We start from the raw sequence: 20,497 nt of genomic DNA, 5'->3' as shown, positions 1-20,497 counted from the left end.
GTTGAAATATATTCTGGTAAGAATGGAGAGATTACAAAATGAAAGACAGTACTGTTGACGCGATTGCAGCTATAGCATTGATCACTCTGGTGGTTGTTACTGCCATATACTGGGTAAGCACTCAATAGACGATCATGTTCCTTGTAGAACCACATGTACAATCAGCATTAGAACCACAACAAATAAGGCTGTACCGATGATACCAGCGATAATGTAGTGCGCTGGCTTACCCTGTTGGAAGTCCCTTTCCAGGTTCGATTTTTTTTGCACGCCAAAAGCAGCAGACAGTGCGCTAAATACAACTGATTTTATGCCCGTTCCTTTTCTGTCAGACATCAGCCAATTCTCGCCTCGCCTTTAGCTATAGTTCCATCATTCTAAGATGTTGTCATTTGAGTTGCTATACCTAAAGGATTTGGAGTTGCTACACGGCGGAAAGAGAGCGAAGCCCCGGGAGCTTTGATATTCAAAGTGACCGGGGTTACCACTGAATGGATGCAGAGCAACGCATGGAGCAGTTGCCGAGCGAGCGCAGCCAACAAACTAGCAACTTCAAAGGCGACAGGTGTAAATCAGTATGGTTAGTTAACAACGATGACCCTGATTCTGTATTGAGTATCTCTTGCTGCAAAATACCCGATCCAGCTGTCTTTCTCAGCCTCTGACCATGAGACAAATTGATCGGCAGCCAGTTGAGTCAGCCAGGCTCCATATTCTTTGACGTGAGGCAGTATCACGTAGGCCATGGCTCCCAGAACCAGTCCATTGGTCGCTGAAGTCAGTGCTTTTTGCAGCGCAATGTTTAAGCCTCCGGTTGCATAGTAATTAAGTATTCCATTCACAGCATAATAGGTAACCATAGGGATAATAGTTGCTGCCGCTACAGGGACTGCATATTCTTTAATATTTTCAGGCATGGGAATCAACTGATAACCAGATGAAGCAATCGCTTCAGCTCGCTCACCAATCGATGTTATCTGGTGCTGCAGGTTGGCAAGCAGGTTAATATTCTTGGGATCTGAAGGATCCAAGTGGGCCATGCGTTCATCCTGACCAGTCGGAATTATTTCTTTAACCTGATAAAACCGATAACCAATTTCAAGTAATCCAGCTCCTGCAGATAAGGCATATGCCGATGTTGCGTCCCAGCCTCTGCCTTTGAAGAATTTCATGTAACCATTATGAATAGTGTATTGAATACTGGTTTTTATTGAGTCATTAAAGTCACCGGCAAGGCTGGCAATATTCTCAAAGCCGAGGTCTCTCCTGAATAGTGAAAGAGTATCTCCCGGAACGTTACCAAAAAGATTGAAACCATACCCCACCATAAGCATGGCAATACCATCCAGTGTTTCATCATTGAGGGTATCCAGCATTGACCATTTACCAAAAACTTTGTGTAAATGACCATCGCTATGAAGAGCTTTGAGTGAACTGGCTACCACTGATGAAATGCAGTCCAGCATACGGTTAGTTGGAGTTGTTCTGAGATACAATTGGAATGTTTCAGTTTTACTCCTGTTAACTACATTCTTCGTAATGTCACTGGCACTTGCAGCAGCTGCCGATGGCCTGTTGGGGTCTCCTGTAACGGCTCCGCCATGATTTGACAACAAGGAATATACCGTAAAGCCTTCAACAAAATCTGCTGAGCACTGTGCAAAAAGAGAATTCCTGTCTTCAAACACCTGAGTTTGAATGAGATTTCGAATTGAATGAATGATATCCACTTCGAGTAGCAGATAATTCCAACGTAACAATGATGGCCAGAATGAGTGGGGCTGCCACGTTACAGTGCTCATGGCCAAAATGGGTAATATCTGAGGGACAAATGCACCCACTGCTGCTACTTTGGAAAGATTTTCTTCTTTCTCAAGAACAACTTTTATTTTCTTACCTACCATTTCATCGGTAGTATTCAACGTTAAATAAATATATCGATCATTGCTTGATGGAGTAACTCTTCCATTTTCCAGAACTGGGGTTTTCTGGTTATGCCAATAAAGTTCATTGGCTACATCATCCCCTCTATTAAAAAAAGCTTGATCATAGTCCGATCGAAATCTTATAGGTATTTTTCCGTAGATTTGTTCTTTTAATGTCTTTGTATCAATTTCAATATGCAGAGGGTCATTGCTGTTGACTGTGATCTCTATAGAATTATTTTTCTCAGGTGAAAGTATCTGAGGATTTAAGGCAATAGCATTGACAGAAAATATTGTACAAATAAAAATTATTGGAATAGTTCTGTATCTTGCAATTTTCTTTATAGCTGATAATAGCTTTATTAAATGGTGGCGAACGAATGCTATAGAATTTGATTGTTCAATGTTTTTGCTGGATTCAAATAGCAACAAGTAAGCCATTATTACCACCTCGGTAGCTTGGCTATCCATTGCCGGAGAAAAACCTAAATTCAACTGTTTTTAAGTAGTTAAATCTCTTATTGAGAAAACTTTCTATATATTCTAAACGAATTTAAGTTTTTTTTGTCATAATTAATTGAGATATATTTTTCGTTTTTATTTCTTTTATATTACTCAAAAAGATATAAAACAATTTTTATATGTTAAATTATTAAAATCATAGAAACAACTAGTCGATTCTTTTGAAATGAGATATGACTAATTTTCAGTAAAAATATCTATTCTGTACCGAATACTATCAGCCAGAAAATATTCAGCCCAGCTGCCTGATTCTGAATCCATATATTCAATAATTGGCTTTTGAATTGTTTGTGCTGCCCAGATGCCATATTTCTGTAGAACTGGTGAGATTAAATGGGTAACGGCTCCAAGAACCATTCCTTCATATGCAGTATTGAACAGGTTAAACACCGGGTCTGAAGAAAAATATCCAGTAGAAACTTTAAATACACCATAGATCATGGCTGGAATTGTTACACCAAGCATCAGTAGCTGAACATCAGATAGATCCGTTAATGCCAGTGCCTTATTGATCGAGACGCCTATTGCTTCTGCCCGCTTAGTGAACGAGTGGAGTTGATGCATTTGATCACGCCCTGTCATACTCTGATAGGCATTCAACCTCCATAGTATTTCAATAACGCCTGCACCAACGGAAAGTGGCATGGAATATTTCTCATTTAAATTGTGATATTTTAGCTGGCCCTTAAAAAAATCTTCATATCCTGATTGAAGTGTGTACTGAGCTGCTTTAACTAATGACCGGTCCAGATCCGTTTGTAATAGTAAATCATCAGTAGCGTTAGAAAATCCAATGGTCTTCTTTAATGATTTAAAGAAGTCTCCAGCTTCAAATGCAAACGTGTTAAAACTATATCCGACCATTATTTTTGAAAGGCCATTAATTGACTCTTTGTTCATCTTTTTCAGATATTGCCACTCGTCACTAATTTGATTTTCCTGAATGTCAAAGAGTGTTGCTGATACTGTGCTTGACATACAATCCATTAGCCGTTTGAACGGCGCACTCATAATATATGTCCGGAATGTTTGTGTTTTTGTCTTTATAGAAGCTGAGGTTTCTCCGTAGTTTGCGACTTCGAAAAGCAGGAAGCTCTCTATGAAATCTGCTGAACATTGGGCCAGTAGAGGTTTGTTCTTTCCAAAAGACTGACTAAGGATAAGTTCGCGAGTTGATTTGATGATATCACCCTCAAGAACCTTATAATTCCATCGCATCAGTGCATCATAGAAAATTACTGGCTTGGGCCCCCATGTGACTTCACCCATAAGGATAATGGGCAACATCTGTGGGAAAAAAGCGGCCATTGCCGAGAGCTTCGAAATATCTTCTTCCTTTCTAATTCTTACTTTTATTTTTTTTTCAAAGAAGTTTTCATCCATATTCAGTTTTAGATAGATAAAAGGATCGTTATTAAGCAGCTTGTTTTTTTCTTGTTCCAGAGTAAATGTCCTGTTGTGCCAGAATAGCTGCTGCTCACCATTTTCAAATGTTACATTATCATTATCCAAAATAAGTTGTACTGGGATTTTTCCCTGAAGGTCTTGCTCAAGAACTTTTGTGTCTATGGCTATTGTTATTTCCTGGTGTCCTGCAGTATCTATCTCCAAATCAGTCCTCATGTCTGGAGATAGCAGGTAAAGTTCATCTTGATGAAATGCAATAACCAGAGGGGAGTTAACTAGTAAACAAAGGTAAAAAATTAATGAGGTATGACGTAACAATAGAAAATATCTGAAGTAATACTTAAAGAGGCTTTTTTCTGGCATGCCTACCATCCTGAATGGGAGGCACTCCGTTGCCATTTCACTCTATGGCTATGTATTTCAGTCTATGCAGACATAGCCTGAAACAAACCGGTTTATTTAAACGGTGTTAGCGTTTTATTAGTCTATGAATCAGTCAAAAAGTTTCTCAATATGAGAAATATCACTGTTACTTCCTGTCAATACCACAATATCACCCGTTTGTAGAATCATGCCAAGCTGGGGTTGCAACACCATGTTATCCCGTCGAACCTCCACAATAGAGACATCAGTACCTTTAAAATCAAGGGATTCGATCGTTTTCTGGCTGGCCTTGCAGTTCTTACTTAGCGTAACAGCGTGGCGATATGTTTTCTTATCATTTTCCAGCAGGTAATCACTGAGTCCAGGATAAAAGCCATTCAGAATTTCGTACCCTTTGGTTCTTGCTTCATGAACTCTTTGACGGACATGGGCTGGATTCATACCCAGCATCAGCAGGGCGTGTTTAACAATGACCAGACTTGACTCAAGTACTTCTGGAATCACAACCGTAGCGCCTGCCTTCTTAAGTTCATCAGACTGGCTGTCGTCTCTTGTACGAACAAGAACCGGTATCTGAGGCGATTGTTGACGAACAGCCTCCAGTATCTTGAGTGCATTTTCCGGGCGATCAATACAGATAACCACCTGGCTTGCTCTTTCTAACCCCACAGCCATCAGCAGCTCAAGCTTTCTACAGTCGCCAAAGAAAACCGGATCACCTGCAAGGCCAGCTTCATGCACATGAATCGGGTCATCATCAATAGCGACATAAGCCTTGTTTTCCTGCGTTAAGAAGCGTGCGATTGTCTGACCCACCCGGCCATAGCCACAAATCAGGGTATGATGATGTATATGAGCCGTCTGTTTGCGAACTTCCTCTTCTTTGACACGATGAATGCTTTGCTCGGATTTATCGAATTTGACCAGCTTAACAATCGCATTACTGTTCCTGATAAGGAGAGGGGCAATGATCATGGATAGAATGGTGACAGCAAGAACGATTGAGGTTAAATCTCCGCCGCTTTCACCATATTGTGAAGCCAATGCAACCAGCGCAAAGCAGAACTCTCCCCCCTGTGCCAGAGAGAGGCTGGTTCTGAGGGAAATATTCTTTGTTTCAGAAAACGTTCTGGCCAGGGTGTAAATAACAAGAAACTTGAAAACGATCAGCGCTACTGTACCCAGCAAAATCTCTTTCCAGAAATCTGCCAGAACATTCATATTCAGCATTAAGCCAACTGAAACGAAAAACAACCCCAAAAGTACATCACGAAAAGGCTTAATATCGGCTTCAACCTGATGTTTGTAATGGCTTTCACCCATCATCATGCCCGCCACAAAGCCCCCGAGAGCCATGGAAAGGTCCATGGCATGAGACAGCCAGGCTGCCATCAAGGCAATGACCAGTGCCATTAAGACAAACAGTTCCTCAGACCTTGCCTTGGCCACTTCATGGAAAATAATGGGAAGCACCCATTTACCGATGGCCAGCATGATCACCACAAAAACGACGCCTTCAGCAAAGGCAAAACCCAGGGAAGAGGCGATAGAGTCACTGCCTCCAATAAGGGCAGGGATCATAATCAGAAAGATAACAGCAGCAATGTCCTGGAATAGAAGGACACCAATCGCCAATTGTCCCTGCCTAGAGCGAATTTCATTGCTTTGGGTAAGCTCTTTGGAAACAATCGCTGTGGATGACAATGCCAGTGCCGAGGCACAGACCAAAGATGTAAGCAGGGCAAAGTCAAAGGCCATTAAGATCCCAAAAATCCCCATCCCTGTCAGTAGAACCTGCAATCCCCCCAGGCCAAATACCTCTTTTTTCATGGCCATAATGGTTTTCATGGAAAACTCGAGACCCAGTGTAAAGAGCAGGAAGACAACGCCAATTTCGGCCAGCAGGGCAATGTCAAAGTCTTGCTGAATCAAACCAGAGGTTGTTGGTCCAAGAATGATGCCTACAAATAAATAACCAAGGCTTTCAGGCAGTTGAAAGCGCTTGAAAAAGGCAATGGTGACGGCTGACAGAGCCAGGATAAGCATGAGTTGATTGAAAAATGTAAAGTCCATGGGATCGCCAGCTGAATTTATTAGTGCCCAGTGAGAGTATAAGCAAAAACACTATGCTGTAGTTATATCTACATAATCTTTACTAACTCTATGGTTATATTATCGCTATCATAGACCCCCTTTTTAGGGGATAGTTTATGATTCAACTGACTTTATATACCACGTCCGGATGTCACCTGTGTGAAGAAGCTGAAGAAATGCTCAATTTTCTGCAAGGTCAGCAGGTCTGTCGCTGGGCGGCTATAGAGATCAGTGAGGATGATCGTCTGGTTGATCTTTATGGTGTACGGATTCCTGTCATAGCGACGGAAGAGGGCAGGGAGCTTGGATGGCCATTTACGCTCGAGGCCCTGAATGACTGGCTGATCCAACCCGTTTCAGGATAGGATAGAAAGATCGTCGGTTGTTAATTAGCAGGGATCGCATGATTAACTACGCTCTGGTTCAAAGACGGGCTCAAAGACAAGAGTCTCGTCAAAGGATGACATCGTCTGAGCTTAATGACAGCAACTCTGGAAAGCACGTGTCTGAAGACAAAAACCGCCTCCTCAAACTGGCAACCTACGCTTCGGTTGCTACTGCAAGCATCCTGATTATCGCTAAGCTCGTCGCCTGGTTCATGACCGGCTCCATGAGCCTGCTCGCTACTTTGCTGGATTCCACAATGGATATTCTGGCTTCCCTGATCACATTATTTGCCGTCAGGATTGCCATTGCGCCAGCAGATGAGGATCATCATTTTGGCCATGGGAAGGCTGAGCAACTTGCCGTATTGGCTCAGTCTGCCTTTATTGGTGGCTCAGCCATTGTTCTGGTGCTGAACACGCTTGACCGGATAACGGGTGAAGATGTTGTGCTGGGTAATGAAAGTGCTGGCATTATAGTTATGATCTTTTCGATCATCGCCACATTGATTCTGCTCTCTATCCAGCGGTATGTCATCAGGAAAACCAATTCAGCGGCTATTAAATCTGACTCGCTTCATTATCAGGTAGACCTCCTGACCAACCTGGCTGTACTTGCCGCACTGATTGGTGCCAGCTATGGCTATCAGCAGGTAGATAATATTCTGGCGCTGTTTATTGGTGGTTATATGTTGTTCAGTGTTAGAAATCTGGCCTGGGAAGCTATTCAGCAATTGATGGATCAAGCGCTGCCCAAGGAAGATCTTCAGGAAATTGAGAAACGAGCCCTCTCCGTAGACGGTGTTTTGGGTATTCATGACGTAAAAACCCGGGTGTCAGGCTCAATTCCGTTTATTCAGATGCATCTGGACCTTGAACCCAATACGCCGCTGATCCATGCCCATGAACTGGGGGTTGAAGCAAAGCGGGCAGTACTAGAATACCTGCCCGAAGCGGACGTTATTGTCCATCTTGACCCTGAAGGTCATGATGACGAGCCGTGAGATTAAAGAATTCCAGTGATGTTTTTCTGGTTTGCCGGCCAACCTGTTCCAGGGATTGCCCGGTGTGAGTAGCGATCATCTGGACAACCTCAAGCAGAAAGGCCGGTTCATTTCTCCGGTTTTTCGGCTTTTTCACCAACGATCTTGGCAGTAGCCACGGTGAATCGGTTTCCACCATCAATCGATTTGCAGGAATATCCTTCATCAGCGGATGGAGGTGGGTTCCCCGTCGTTCATCACAGATCCATCCGGTAATGCCAATATGGCAATCCAGGTCCAGATATCGATACAGAGCTTTCTTATCCGCTGTGAAGCAGTGTACGACCAGTTTGTTGATCTGATCCCGGTAGCTTCTGATGATTTCTGCGAAGCGCTCTGACGCATCTCTTTCATGACAGAACAGGGGCAGTCTACTCTCAATAGCCAGCTCCAACTGACGCTCAAACACTTTCTCCTGAACCGGCCGGGGAGAAAAGTCACGGTTAAAATCCAGACCTGTCTCTCCAACAGCAACCACCTCTGGTTCATTGAATAAGGTCTTCAGCTCATTAAAGGCCTGCACATTTGCATCTTTAGCCCCGTGTGGGTGGATACCGGCAGTACAAAAGCAGTGGCCAGCGTGGGTTCTTGCCAGACCCAACACCTCCTGAGACTCTGCCAGAGAAGTGCCAGTGAGGATCATGGTGGTAACACCGTGCTCAACAGCGCGACTGACTACCTCATCGCGATCCTTGTCAAAAGCCTTATCACTGAGGTTAACGCCTATATCAACCAGCTGCAGTGTCATTGAGAATCCTGTTATCACTAAAATAATTTGCAGGATATTTTGATTCCCATTGTTCTCATAAACAAGGGATAGCCGTATCCTTGGCGGTAATAATATTCTGGTCATATAAAGTACAGGAGCTGGAGCTGATGGAAGTAACCGGGCTGACGGTCTATCCGATCAAATCAACCAGGGCAATCCCCCTTGAGCGTGCCCATGTAACCCTGAGAGGTTTTGAACATGATCGTCGCTGGCTCCTGACTGATGAAAATGGCAAGTTCATTACTCAGCGACAATACCCAGTCCTGGCAACAGTGGTCACCTCTATCGTTGATGGAGGGTTGCAGATCACACGACCAGAGGCTGAGAGTCTCCGTGTATCAACACCGTCAGCCGGAGCTTATTCTTCAACAGTCACCGTCTGGAAAGATGATTGCCATGCCCTTGATGCCGGGGATGATGCCGCTCAGTGGTTCAGTGATTTTCTGAATATGAAATGCAGACTGTTTTATCAGCCAGAACAGTCAATACGATCCACCGATGCCCGGTATTCAAAACCAGAAGATCACACCAGTTTTGCCGACGGTTTCCCATTTCTTCTGACCAATGAAGCGTCTTTAGCCGATTTGAACCAACGCCTGACCGATACCGTGTCCATGTCACGCTTCCGACCCAATATCGTGGTCAGTGGTCAACAACCCTATGAAGAAGACACCTGGTCAGTGATCAAGATCGGAGATATCACCTTTCGGGTAGCCAAACCCTGTTCCCGGTGTGTAATGACCACCGTCAACCCTGAAACCGGAGAGAAAGAGGGGAGGGAGCCATTGTTTACACTGGCTCAATATCGTCGAACGGAGATGGGGGTTATCTTTGGTCAGAATCTTATTCCGGACCAGGCAGGCATTATCCGGGTCGGAGATAAGGTGACTATTTTGGAGTAAGTGACTTTAATAATTCAGGCAATAGCCTCTGCTATTGCCTGTTTTTGATGGTTTACTCAGCCATTTTTCTGTCCTGCCTCCGACCTGCAATGACCAGAAGACAAGGTGTCAGAACCAGTGTCAGCAGGGTCGCAAATGCCAGACCTCCGGCAATGGAGGTCGATAACTGATTCCACCACTGAGCGGTGGGACCGCCAATCTCAAGCCGGTGGTTGAACAGATCAATATTGGTGGAGAGCACCATCGGCATCAGGCCCAGAATGGTGGTGATGGTAGTCAACATTACCGGTCGCAGACGCTGGGCACCGGTTCGAAGAATGGCTTCTTCGGCTTTCATTCCCTGTTTGCGCAACAGATTGTAGGTATCAATCAATACGATATTGTTGTTTACGACGATGCCTGCCAGAGAAATGACCCCGATACCACACATCACTATGCCAAAGGGTTTTCCGGCCACGAGTAGTCCAAGCAACACACCACCGGTAGAAAGGACAACAGCTGACATAATCAGGAAGGCTTGGTAGAAGCTGTTGAACTGAGTCACCAGTATCATGGCCATCACGAACAGGGCGATTGCGAATGCCTTAATCAGGAACTGACTGCTTTCCTGCTGGTCTTCATTCTGACCTTTAATGGTGAAACTGACTTCCTGTGGTACTTCCAATGTATCAAGCTTTGCTTTTAACTCAGGCAGGAGGTCATTCAACAGGGCCCCTTCGGCCAGATTGGCACCGACGCTGACTGTTCGTTTACCGTCGAGATGCTTGATGCTGTCAACCTTGGGGGCAATCTCCCGTGTTGTGAAGTTGTTGATAGGCACCAGGCCCGACTGGGTCATTAATCGAAGTTGATCGATACTCTCAAGGTGACGGTCTGACTCAGGAAAACGAATACGAATATCCACTTCATCACTGCTGTCATCCGGACGATAACTGCCCACTGTTAAACCAGAAGTAACCAGACGGACAAGGCCGCCGGCACTGCTGACATCCGCACCATAACGGGCAGCTCCGGCACGGTCTACATCAATGCGCCATTCATAGCCGGGAGTAGGGCCGTCGTCTTCTAAATTGGTAAAGCCATCAATGCCCGCCAGAACGGACCTGACTTTGCCAACCGTTTCGTGCAGCACATCAAGGTCATTGGCACTGATCACGAGTTCCAGGGGTTTCCCCTGGGGAGGGCCATCTTTTCTTCGCTCAACAGTGATATCCAGTCCGGCAAAGTGTGAAAGCTTCTGATTAATCTCTTCTGCGACAAGGGCTGCTTTTCTGCGATATTTCCAGTCCACCATATTCAGACGAATGGTACCCACCTCCTGGTTGTCACCAGTGCGGGCATACAGCGTTTTTAATTCTGGTTGCCGGAGCAGAATTGCTTCTACCTTTCTAAGGATTTCATCTTTTTCATCAATGGACAGGTTGCTGGAATTAACCCTTACCTTGACCATGATGTTATTGGTATCAACATCGGGAAAGAACTCAAAGCCTTTGCCAAAGCTAATGAAGGCAAAATAAATGACTGTCACCATAGCCATGCCCGAGAACAGAATTTTTAAAGGGTGCTGAATCGCCTTGGACAGCGTGCGGATATATACGCCGGCCCAACCGGGAACATTCTGCAAATCTCCTGTTTCCGCCTCGGTGATGGATCGCTTTTCCAGCTCGCTGAGCTTTCTGGGCTTGCCAATAAGGGAGCCGATGGTCGGTATAAAAATCAGTGCCATCACCAGAGATGCGGAGAGGGTCGCAATCAGGGTTAATGGCAGATAGGTCATCATCTCGCCCATAATGCCCGGCCAGAACATCAGTGGGAAAAAGGCGGCCAGAGTCGTTGCTGTCGAAGCAATGATTGGCCATGCCATGCGTAATGAGGCTTCCTGATACGCCTGTTTGCGGGCAACGCCCTCACTCATTTTCCGGTCGGCATATTCGGTAACTACAATGGCGCCATCAACCAGCATACCCACAGCCATCATCAGTGAGATAAGAACCACCATGTTGATGGTTAAGCCCATCATGGCAATGATCAGAATACCGGTCAGAAAGGAGCCTGGAATGGCGATGGCTGCCAACACGGCGCTGCGAAAGCCCAGTGCTCCTACAATAACCGTAACCACCAGAATAATGGCCGCCAGAACACTGTTCTGCAGGTCATTGACCATACCCATGACATCCTCAGACTGATCACCCACGTAATCAACATTCAGGGTTTTAGGTGAAAGCTTCTGGCCTTCAGTAATAATGGCTTTAGCCAGTCCCACCGTTTCAATGATGTTTTCCCCGGGGCGCTTCTTGATTTCCAGGGCGATACTGTTCTTTCCATTCATTCTGGCGTAACCGCCACCATCCTTAAACGTACTGAGAACGCTGGCAATATCACCGAAGGTAATGACCCGATCACCATCTGCTTTGACGGGCTGAGAGAGAATATCTGCGGCTGTTTTATAGACAGCGGGGACCTTGACTGAAAATCGCCCCTTACCATTGTCCAGGTTGCCGGCCGCAACCAGCTGGTTGTTCTGGGAAACCAGGTTAATAACATCGGCTGGAACCAACCCATAACTTTCCAGCTTGAGTGGATTAATAATAACGTCAACGACTTCCTCTCGGTCGCCTGCGATATCCACTTCCAGAATCTGCTTTCTGGATTCCAGCTCATCTCTGAGCTCACGAGCTATTTTGACCAGCGCACGTTCGGGTAAGTTGCCAGAAAGTACGGCCGTAATCACCGGCTCCATACTGGCAAAGGAGATCTGGTTGATAATAGGCTCATCCGTATCCTGAGGCAGCTTGCTTTTAGCCAGATTCACCTTATCCCTGACGTCTGCGAGAACCTCATCCGTATCCAGTCCAGCGATAAACTCAAGGGTAATGGAGGCATGTGACTGTGATGCGGTTGCCTTGAGTTCTTTAACACCTTCTATAGCCCTGAGTTCATTCTCCAGGGGGAGTACCAGCAAGCGTTCGGCATCTTCCGGCGAAATACCTTCGTGTGATACGGAAATATAAATGACCGGAATCGTAATATCAGGGCTCGATTCTTTGGGAATAGTAAGATAGCTGGCAAGGCCGGTAACCAGGATTAACGCCAGCAGCATCATAACGGTACGGGTTCGCATCAGTGATGCAGCAATCAGACTTCGCATTGGTCATTACTCCCCGGCAACCAGAGACACATCAGGGTTGATAACATCAACCTGATCACCGGATCGAACGAAGCCCTGACCCCGGGTGATGACTCTGGCCTGTTCGGGAATTCCAGTGACCCAGAGGCGGTTACTTTCAGACTTGACCACATCCACTGGGGTGAACTCGACCCGATTCCCTGTTGTCACCCACTTAATACCCGGTTCTCCATCTTCACTCAATGCGAGCCATGCTGGGCTGATTTCAAGTGCCAGTACTTCTTCCATCAGCAGGTCGGCTTCAACGCTTAGGCCTGCGGGAATTTTCATATCGGGATTAGGGATCGTTAACTCGACAGAAAATGTCCGGGTGGATGCATTTGCCTGTCGATCAATAAAACGAATAGTCGCTTCGCTGGTTGCTCCACCAAGAAATCGGACAACCGCTTTCTGGCCAGACTTAAAGTAATTAATGTGATTCTGGGGAGCATCGACATGGACCACCAGAGGGTCAAGGTCGAGAATTTCAGCGACCGGCTTGCCTTTATCAATAAAGTCACCGACTTCCACGTGACGCTTATTCAGAATGCCGGAAACGGGCGCCTTAATCAGCGTATTTTCCCATTGAGTCTGGAGCTGTTCTTTTTGCGACAGCGCCTCAGCCAGGGAAGCCTCAAGTTGAGTGATCTGATTATCGGCAATGTGTTTTTTCTTTTGCAGAGACAGGGCTGACTGGTAATCCTGTTCAGCCTGTCTTACGCGAGCCTCAGCCGATTTCAATTGAGCTATCAGGCTGCCTTCACGCAGGCGGATCATTTCATCGCCTGCAGCCATCAGCTGTCCGCGTTCAGCACTGATAGTAATAACTCGGGCTGCCAGTTCAGCACTGACCGTGACGGTTCGATCAGTTTCCGTTGTCCCATAGAGTGTCAGTGTACGTTTTAGCGGTACTTGCTCAAAGTGAGAAGCCTGAACGACGGGAATCACCGTATTCTTATGGCTATCCTGGGCAGGAGGGGTAACTTTTTCAGTATCGTTGATATTAACGACATCAGCGGTCAACAGGTAGATACCAATGCCAGCCGCAATAACACCGGCGGCTAACCATGAGCCGTTCACATTGACTAACTTTTGCACTCTTGTATTACCCCAGTATCACATTCTTATTCTGAGTTGGCAGTCATTGCCCTGACGTGTGTTCGTTTTTTAGCGTCTACCCGGCGAGTTACTGAAGCATTTATAGAAAAAATACAACGCCGGACGCGTACTTATGTCCTTAAGGTCTGCAATTCTCGCAATATCTCATTAGAAATGCGACCAGTTTCTTATAGTTCAACAAGACGATGAAGGGTGAGGGTGACTCTGAACACCGTTTAATAGTGATCAGAGTGCTAAGTGAATGTAATGAGCTAGTTCAGATTTCTAGAATCAAGAGAAGATTGACTCTGGGAGTTTATTACAGGACGTAAAACCTCTGTCATTGAATATTCATAATAATGATGTGGGACATGGTGATAGCCAAAGCTTGCAAACGTTAAAGCAGTTTGAATGACATGCGCTGGAGTAGGATGAGTTGCCACTTCATAGATTGTGTGTCCTAAATGCATGTAACCAAAAATATCTCCCCATACTCCATGATCATGATCATGATAGTGCTTCTGACCTCCAGAAATAAACTCAGCCACGCCATGAGTATGGTCAATAATCTCCGCTATATGAAAACCAGCACCAATAAAACTGTGGGCATGACCAGCATGTTTACCAAAGCCTAATATCGCTTTACTGTAATCATAAAAATCTAATCCATGCAGTACTAGCCCGAATAAATCGCCATAGCCAATGATTGTTTTAAAAATCGGATCCCTATACAATTTCCATCGGTCAAGCACATAAATGGACTCTGGTATATTATCCTGATTGAAAATAAGAACCATCGAGTAGCTTTCACCAATATCAAGCACCATATAATCCCCATTGATTGAGTTTGCCAATTTCTCAGCATCTTTATAGGAAATTTTGTGTGGTTCTGGCTTAAATAGATGAAGGGTTTCAGAATTTTTTGTTGAACCAGTCAGATAGTCTGAAATCTCAGTGATATGCTCTAATTCTTTCCTGGCATGACTAATTATGGAAGGGTGCAGATGGGCAATAATAGCCCTTGTTATTGAGTTATCTTTATCACCAAGTGGTAATTCGTCATAATCAATACTCAAAGGAATTTTGGTCTTTTCACTGCCTTTTTGTACAGTTATTGAACCCAGCTCTAACAATTCATTTAAATCTCTTTGAAAATGCCCCTGGAACTTCATTCCTCTCAATGAAGGTGGTGTGACCCTGTATTGAGTATCGCCATCCTGTTCAAACTCCAATGTTGATTCACAGCTATTGTTTTCATCAAAACAGTCAACACGAATGTGACCATTTAGGGCTCCATTATTTAGGTAATTTAATGATATTTCATGCTCATTTATACTATCATCTGGCCCCGCTGATAAACTTCCTGAAAGAAAGATAAAGAAAACCATCAAAAGCTGTCTGCTTTTTTGAAAAGCGGTCATAGTTATATCCCGATCATTTGTTATTGATTGGGCTTAGAATAGACCGCCTTTAAAATGATGCAAATAAGAATGATTCTCAAATAAAGAATATGACTAAATTACAGCACCTGTTATAAAAATCAATTTATATTTAACCAAAGAATTCAGCGATTACGGGTGCATGATCAGATGGTTTCTCCATTGCCCTGATATCATAATCAATAACCACTGATCGACACTCTTTCATTAAAGAAGCCGTTGCTAAAACTGCATCTATTCTCAATCCTCTTTTCGGTTCACTATCAAAACCGCGACTTCGATAATCAAACCAGCTGAATTGAGTAGCTAGATTTTGATTTAGCTTTCTAAAACAATCAGTTAGCCCCCAGTTGAGAAGGCGGTCAAACCACTCTCGCTCTTCGGGCAGAAAGCTGCATTTCCCCGTTCTTAACCATCGCTTGGCATTATCAGCACCGATACCGATATCCTGATCTGTATGAGATATATTGAAATCACCTATGACCAATACATTGGAGGAGGGAAGGCAGTGGTTTTCTAAATAGCCTTGTAAATCATTGTAAAATTTTGCTTTCCCTGAAAACTTTATCTCATGGTCTCTATTTTCTCCCTGTGGAAAGTAGCCATTAATCACTCTTAACGTTTTTCCATTGACTTCATAATCTCCGATAATAACTCGCCGTTGGGCGTCAGGAAGGTCAGTTGGAAATCCCTTTTGAATATTTAAAGCGGAAGCTTTACTGAGTAAAGCAACGCCGTAATGGGTTTTCTGACCATGAAATAGTACCTTGTAACCCATTTCCTCTATGGCATTAACTGGAAAGTCTTCATCAGATACTTTTATTTCCTGAAGGCCAATAATATCAGGACTATAGTTATCAATAACTTGGGCTAGTTGGTGTAGACGTGATCTCAAGCCGTTAACATTAAAGCTTACTATTTTCATCGTTCCATTTTCACTCTGACAAACTCTTACTCTGTATTGTATTTACTAGTTATTATCTATGACAAATATAATATCCATTTAACATAATATATATTATGCGAATAAGAATATCGTCGAGATAAAACCCATCCCTCAGGAAAAAAAACACCTGTCAAGAGCATTATTCACGACAATATATGCGTAATGTTTTTTTTTAGAGAATTTTTTCAAAAAGTAGTTGTCCAACACTTCAGTAGTTTCAAGGAGGCATAACTAAAAGACTTAACTGATTAGACGTCATCGTGCTCTATCTGCCATCAGTCGTCATTGGCTGAGCTAAAGAACAGCCTGGACGCTCTATATAGTGAACTGAATGACATTTGACAGGCTGTTTCTTAACGTAACAGTTTTGTTACCCATTGCCGAAATATTTAACGACTGTGATCAGAAACTTGCTATAACAGTAGAAAACTGTCTAACATTTATTCTGGTATAGCAGTCGCCGTAACAGTTGTACAGACTAGGCTGAAGCCTAATAGCATGGAAAGTAAACGACGCTACTAGTCCACAACAAACCTCATAACCAACTAGAGAAAGGTAACTGCCAATGACTTTGAAAGGTCTTATTAAATTAACCCAGTTGATGCAGGAGCAACCACTGACTGTGATCCAATGGCAAATCCTACTTGTGGTTGCAGAAAACCCTGGGGAAACCATTACAGATCTTGTTAATGCAGAAAAGCTTACCTGTGGTACCCCTAGTGACATTGCTGTAAGTGTTAAGCGTCTGGGTGAAGGAAGGCATGACAGACCTGGTCTGGGGTTGATTAAAAAAGTGCAGCATGAAGATGATGGTCGCTATTTCAAGCTGACGTTGACTGCGAAAGGTAAAAAGCTGGTTGAGAAAATTAAGCAGAAAGCTCGTTATCTAAAATGAGTCAGTCAATAATATAAGGGCTCTACACGTTGTGAGAGTATTATAGGAGTTACTCTATGGGGCCCTCACCCTCCCTTTTCTAACGTCCTTCTTCTCTCCTTTTGCTTTGCTAGAGCCTATCTCATAGCAACCCTTGATAATTTTTCCCTTGTATTCATGGCGCGTGACAAGAGACTCAAATTATGACGGAAGACAAAATTCCATCGCCGCTTATACCTTGTCAAATCTTGTGTGAGAGCTCTTTTCCATCTCTATAGCGTGTGTACTCGCTAGGTTAGATTTTATAAGTTCTGTCGCCTGTCAATATTCTTATGTGTTCTCTGCCTTAAAGCTCATCGACTAGCTGAGTTTCACGCTGCCATAAGATGACTGTATGTCCATAGCTATTCTTACTCCTTACCCTCCCCTTTTTTTGCAGAGAAGAAAGAAGCATCAATGAAGCACTCATCCATATTATTAATATTGCTGAGCCTTTCCTGATCTTTTCATAGCATTGTCTATAAATCCCAGCCTAACCTGCTTAAGGAGTATCAGTAACAAGTATGGTTTGAGGATGGTGATCAGGTAGTACCGTTGGCTATCAGACACCCGTATCAATGAAGAAATAAGCTTGGGGTGTAATCACTAGTTTTTCATCCACATCACTATTCTCTTCTCTCTTCTCCTCACTTCTTTTTATAAAACCAGCACTTACCCCTTCATCTAAGCAGTACTTTTTAACCCTTGTTGTCATAACTAAATTTACTACTACCGGTAAGTTCAGTTACCGGCAGTAAATGAACTTATGGCGAAACCAACAATACCAGTATTATAATACTGGTATTGTTGGTTCAACTTTAAGTGGATTTTGAAAGTTATGAAAGGTTCTGACCAGGGGCAACTGAGAAGGCAGCACATTTTCAGTATTCTTGATGACTTGAAAGAGAAAGGTGAAAGGATTAACGCCGATAAAGTTGCCCGTATAGGAAAAATGGGAAAGCAGACCATACTGCCCTATTACAACGAATGGCGATTTCTGGGCACTCTCGGCGAAGAGCAGGAACTTGAACTGCCAGATGATTTGGTTAGAGGTCTGAAAAGAGGTATCGCCAAGTGGAAGTATGAGTTATCGGAAGAGAAACGAGCTTGCGAAGAAGCTGCAAACCAGGAGATAGATGAGCTGAAAGAAAGCCTGAGCCAACTTTTAGGTAGAAACGATCAGCTGACCATAAGCAATGTTGATCTACAGAATGCAAATGAGCAACTAGCTTCGGACCTCAAGGCTATAAAACTTGAATTGGAAAGTAAAAAGCAGGATTTCAAAGAACTGGAATCCCTCTTAAGATCGGAACAGAAGCAAAATGAGCAGATCCAGTCAATGGTAGAGGAGCAGAAGACTCTCCACTCCCAGGCCATAAGTACGCTGGAAAAACAGATGGATCATAGAAACCAGGAGCAACTGAACCACTGGCTGAGCGTGGTCGATGATGAGCGAAGGCTAAAGCAAGGGCTGGAAAAAAAGATAAACAAGCTAAACGAAGACCAACAAAATTTAAAAAAAGCCAATCTTGAATTGCAGAGCCGGTTAGATAGTAAGTCAAAAGCATACATTCAAGCTTGCGAGGAGAGAAATACGCTGGCTTCGGGGCGAGACAAGATAGAAGCCATTGCTCAGCTGACTAATCAGCTAATGGTTTTGCTAGACTGCAGCCAGAATGACTTGTTGAGTGCAGTGCGTAATCTGCAAGCTGACTCCAGAGAGTCATTGATGATGCAACAACACTACAATGCAATGAAAATAGCAAATGAAAAGCTGGAAAACCGCCTCACAGAAACAGAAGAGCGAATCAAACAGATTGGCGCCATGGAGCTTGAGCTTGAAAGAGCCCGTGGTGCTGCAGAGGCATTTGAAAAGGCATTACCAAAAAGAACTGAGATCGAAGGAATGAAGCAGTGAGTCACTCTGTTATTCCTCCCATTATACTGAACACTACCCTCTCCCCTTTTTCCTCTCGTGATCATGGGCACGATAACCTGATGGGAGCGAGCAGTGATGGCGAGGCCATGACCCTATTTCTGAATAAGTCTGGTGCTCGATCTGAAGAGACTCTTCGCCGCTATGAGAGAGAGATTACTCGATTGACCGCTTTTTTATATTTGGAATTAGGTATTGGATACAAAGACGTTCGACTTAAACATCTACAAGCGTACTTGCATTTTATTCAAAATTTACCACAACGCTGGCTTATGGCTGGCATTCTTCCCGGTCAACCAAACAGGATCATGTTTCGATCATCGATAAAATCTGGAAAAAGCACTGATCAGGTCATTGATGTGATTTCTTCCTTTTTCTCTTTTCTTGAAAAAAATCGCTATACACTCGGAAATCCAGCATCCTCGTTAGTACGCTCAGGCGAAAAAGTCGCTCGTGGCAATACTATCATCAGATATTTTTATGATAATGAGTGGCAATTTATCAAAGAATGCCTGGAAAAGCTGCCGTCAGCCACCCCCAGAGAGCGTGTTGAGTCAGCACGCACCCGGTTCGTTCTTTCTCTGAGCTATGGGCTGGCTTTAAGAGAGTCTGAACTTACGGGACATACCTGTTCTGACATACACCCGGATAATGATGATGGTTATTATCTCAGCATTCTGGGAAAGGGCAGAAAAAGAAGACAGGTTCCTATAAATGCAGCGCTTCAACGGGGAATCATTGATTACAGGCGCATTAATGGGTACTCCGGGCTGTATGGAGACAGCTTTCCACTGGCACCAAAGATCCGTAATGCAGAGGGTGTTATAACAGCCCTTTCCGCCAGAGGGCTCCGGTACTGGTGGAAATCATTTATAGACTATTGTCAAAGCAAGGCAACGCCGGCCATTAAACACCGGCTACAGGACTTGCCATTTCACACGCTTCGTCACACAGCCCTTACACATCTGGCTCGAAAAATGGATATCGAAGATCTTGCTATATTTGCAGGTCATGATTCGATTAATACCACAAGCCAGTACTATCATGCAGAAGCAAGTAGACTGAAAAAGATGGCTGCCGATCATCATATCTGATACGACAGGAAGAGAAGACCATATATCTATGAAGAATTGTTGTCACAGTTAACGCGGGGGGAATTCTTCCAGAATGGTCTGGGGGCTTATTAATCATGCGTCAGGGAAGATCATGAATTTTTGTCAGGGCTGTAAAAAACCACTCAAGGGGCAGTGTGTTAAGGCCATGGGAGCCAGGTGGCATCCTGGGTGCTTCAAATGCAGTGGGTGCAAGAAGCCCTTTGGAGGAAAGGCGTTTGTTGTATTCAGAAATCGGGCTTTTCATCCTGACTGCCTCAAGTGCCCCGGCTGTAGAAAGCCTGTAAAAGGAAATTATGTTGAAGTTGATAGAATGCCATGGCATCCAGTCTGCGCCCAGAAGCAGACTGCCCCACTCTGTTCGGTATGTAGAAATCCGCTAACTCCAAATTATTATATTGATTTTTGGGGTAATGCTTTTTGCAATCAGCACGAAAATCATCCAGAGTGTTCTAGTT

General features: G+C 44.1%; 16 protein-coding genes and 1 pseudogene. 7 read left to right on the top strand and 10 right to left on the bottom strand.

From position 1 onward, the window contains the following. Window positions 1-132 precede the first annotated feature (132 nt). From GV64_RS13720 to GV64_RS13705, 4 genes are all read right to left on the bottom strand, one after another. Window positions 133-336, bottom strand: coding sequence for a DUF2970 domain-containing protein (locus tag GV64_RS13720; RefSeq protein WP_020583496.1), 204 nt, complete (start codon window positions 334-336; stop codon window positions 133-135). A 245-nt stretch (window positions 337-581) separates the two neighbouring features. Beyond that, window positions 582-2,366, bottom strand: coding sequence for a hypothetical protein (locus tag GV64_RS13715; protein WP_020583495.1), 1,785 nt, complete (start codon window positions 2,364-2,366; stop codon window positions 582-584). 258 nt (window positions 2,367-2,624) lie between these two features. Beyond that, window positions 2,625-4,217 carry a hypothetical protein gene (locus GV64_RS13710; RefSeq protein WP_020583494.1) on the bottom strand — a complete coding sequence of 531 codons (1,593 nt, stop codon included), beginning with the start codon at window positions 4,215-4,217 and terminating at the stop codon, window positions 2,625-2,627. A 129-nt stretch (window positions 4,218-4,346) separates the two neighbouring features. After that, window positions 4,347-6,311 (bottom strand): cation:proton antiporter domain-containing protein, encoded by a 1,965-nt coding sequence (locus tag GV64_RS13705; protein ID WP_020583493.1) that lies wholly within the window; start codon window positions 6,309-6,311, stop codon window positions 4,347-4,349. Between the two features lie 137 nt (window positions 6,312-6,448). Here GV64_RS13705 and GV64_RS13700 point away from each other — a divergent pair, with 137 nt between their 5' ends. Beyond that, entirely contained in the window at window positions 6,449-6,697 is a 249-nt protein-coding gene (locus GV64_RS13700) for a glutaredoxin family protein (RefSeq protein WP_020583492.1), read from the top strand. Between the two features lie 38 nt (window positions 6,698-6,735). Beyond that, window positions 6,736-7,719, top strand: coding sequence for a cation diffusion facilitator family transporter (locus GV64_RS13695; protein WP_020583491.1), 984 nt, complete (start codon window positions 6,736-6,738; stop codon window positions 7,717-7,719). Here GV64_RS13695 and GV64_RS13690 read toward each other — a convergent pair. Beyond that, window positions 7,676-8,506: a TatD family hydrolase gene (locus tag GV64_RS13690; protein ID WP_020583490.1), complete on the bottom strand. Its 831-nt coding sequence runs from the start codon at window positions 8,504-8,506 to the stop codon at window positions 7,676-7,678. The two genes, GV64_RS13695 and GV64_RS13690, sit on opposite strands and share 44 nt — an antisense overlap. Before the next feature lie 80 nt (window positions 8,507-8,586). Here GV64_RS13690 and GV64_RS13685 point away from each other — a divergent pair, with 80 nt between their 5' ends. Continuing rightward, window positions 8,587-9,429: an MOSC domain-containing protein gene (locus tag GV64_RS13685; protein WP_152554059.1), complete on the top strand. Its 843-nt coding sequence runs from the start codon at window positions 8,587-8,589 to the stop codon at window positions 9,427-9,429. A gap of 52 nt (window positions 9,430-9,481) precedes the next feature. Here GV64_RS13685 and GV64_RS13680 read toward each other — a convergent pair whose 3' ends face one another. The 4 genes from GV64_RS13680 to xthA form a co-directional block, all read right to left on the bottom strand. Beyond that, on the bottom strand, window positions 9,482-12,577 hold the full coding sequence (locus tag GV64_RS13680; protein ID WP_020583488.1) for an efflux RND transporter permease subunit: 3,096 nt from the start codon (window positions 12,575-12,577) through the stop codon (window positions 9,482-9,484). Between the two features lie 6 nt (window positions 12,578-12,583). Next, a complete protein-coding gene (locus GV64_RS13675; protein WP_020583487.1) occupies window positions 12,584-13,693 on the bottom strand; it encodes an efflux RND transporter periplasmic adaptor subunit in 1,110 nt (369 codons plus the stop codon). 272 nt (window positions 13,694-13,965) lie between these two features. Beyond that, window positions 13,966-15,114, bottom strand: coding sequence for a hypothetical protein (locus tag GV64_RS13670; RefSeq protein ID WP_020583486.1), 1,149 nt, complete (start codon window positions 15,112-15,114; stop codon window positions 13,966-13,968). 130 nt (window positions 15,115-15,244) lie between these two features. After that, window positions 15,245-16,057 (bottom strand): exodeoxyribonuclease III, encoded by an 813-nt coding sequence (gene xthA, locus GV64_RS13665; protein ID WP_020583485.1) that lies wholly within the window; start codon window positions 16,055-16,057, stop codon window positions 15,245-15,247. 586 nt (window positions 16,058-16,643) lie between these two features. Here xthA and GV64_RS13660 point away from each other — a divergent pair. Beyond that, window positions 16,644-16,973 (top strand): MarR family winged helix-turn-helix transcriptional regulator, encoded by a 330-nt coding sequence (locus GV64_RS13660; RefSeq protein WP_020583484.1) that lies wholly within the window; start codon window positions 16,644-16,646, stop codon window positions 16,971-16,973. Window positions 16,974-17,553: 580 nt separating this feature from the next. On the opposite strand, the gene GV64_RS25290 is transcribed toward GV64_RS13660, so the two are convergent. Next, a complete protein-coding gene (locus GV64_RS25290; RefSeq protein ID WP_020583483.1) occupies window positions 17,554-17,706 on the bottom strand; it encodes a hypothetical protein in 153 nt (50 codons plus the stop codon). A gap of 123 nt (window positions 17,707-17,829) precedes the next feature. On the opposite strand from GV64_RS25290, the gene GV64_RS13655 reads away from it, so the two are divergent. The 3 genes and pseudogenes from GV64_RS13655 to GV64_RS26280 all read left to right on the top strand — a co-directional run. Then, window positions 17,830-18,909, top strand: a complete 1,080-nt coding sequence (locus tag GV64_RS13655; RefSeq protein WP_020583482.1) for a coiled-coil domain-containing protein — start codon at window positions 17,830-17,832, stop codon at window positions 18,907-18,909. Beyond that, window positions 18,906-20,021 (top strand): tyrosine-type recombinase/integrase, encoded by a 1,116-nt coding sequence (locus GV64_RS13650; protein WP_020583481.1) that lies wholly within the window; start codon window positions 18,906-18,908, stop codon window positions 20,019-20,021. Before GV64_RS13655 ends, GV64_RS13650 begins: the two co-directional genes overlap by 4 nt. A gap of 73 nt (window positions 20,022-20,094) precedes the next feature. Beyond that, window positions 20,095-20,205: pseudogene (locus GV64_RS26280) on the top strand (hypothetical protein); the annotation flags it as partial. Window positions 20,206-20,497: the final 292 nt, after the last annotated feature.

It is taken from the genome of Endozoicomonas elysicola (genome assembly GCF_000710775.1).
Taxonomy (GTDB): domain Bacteria; phylum Pseudomonadota; class Gammaproteobacteria; order Pseudomonadales; family Endozoicomonadaceae; genus Endozoicomonas; species Endozoicomonas elysicola.
The sequence above is the reverse complement of the archived record's forward strand: the minus strand, read 5'-3'. Positions and strand labels throughout refer to the sequence as shown.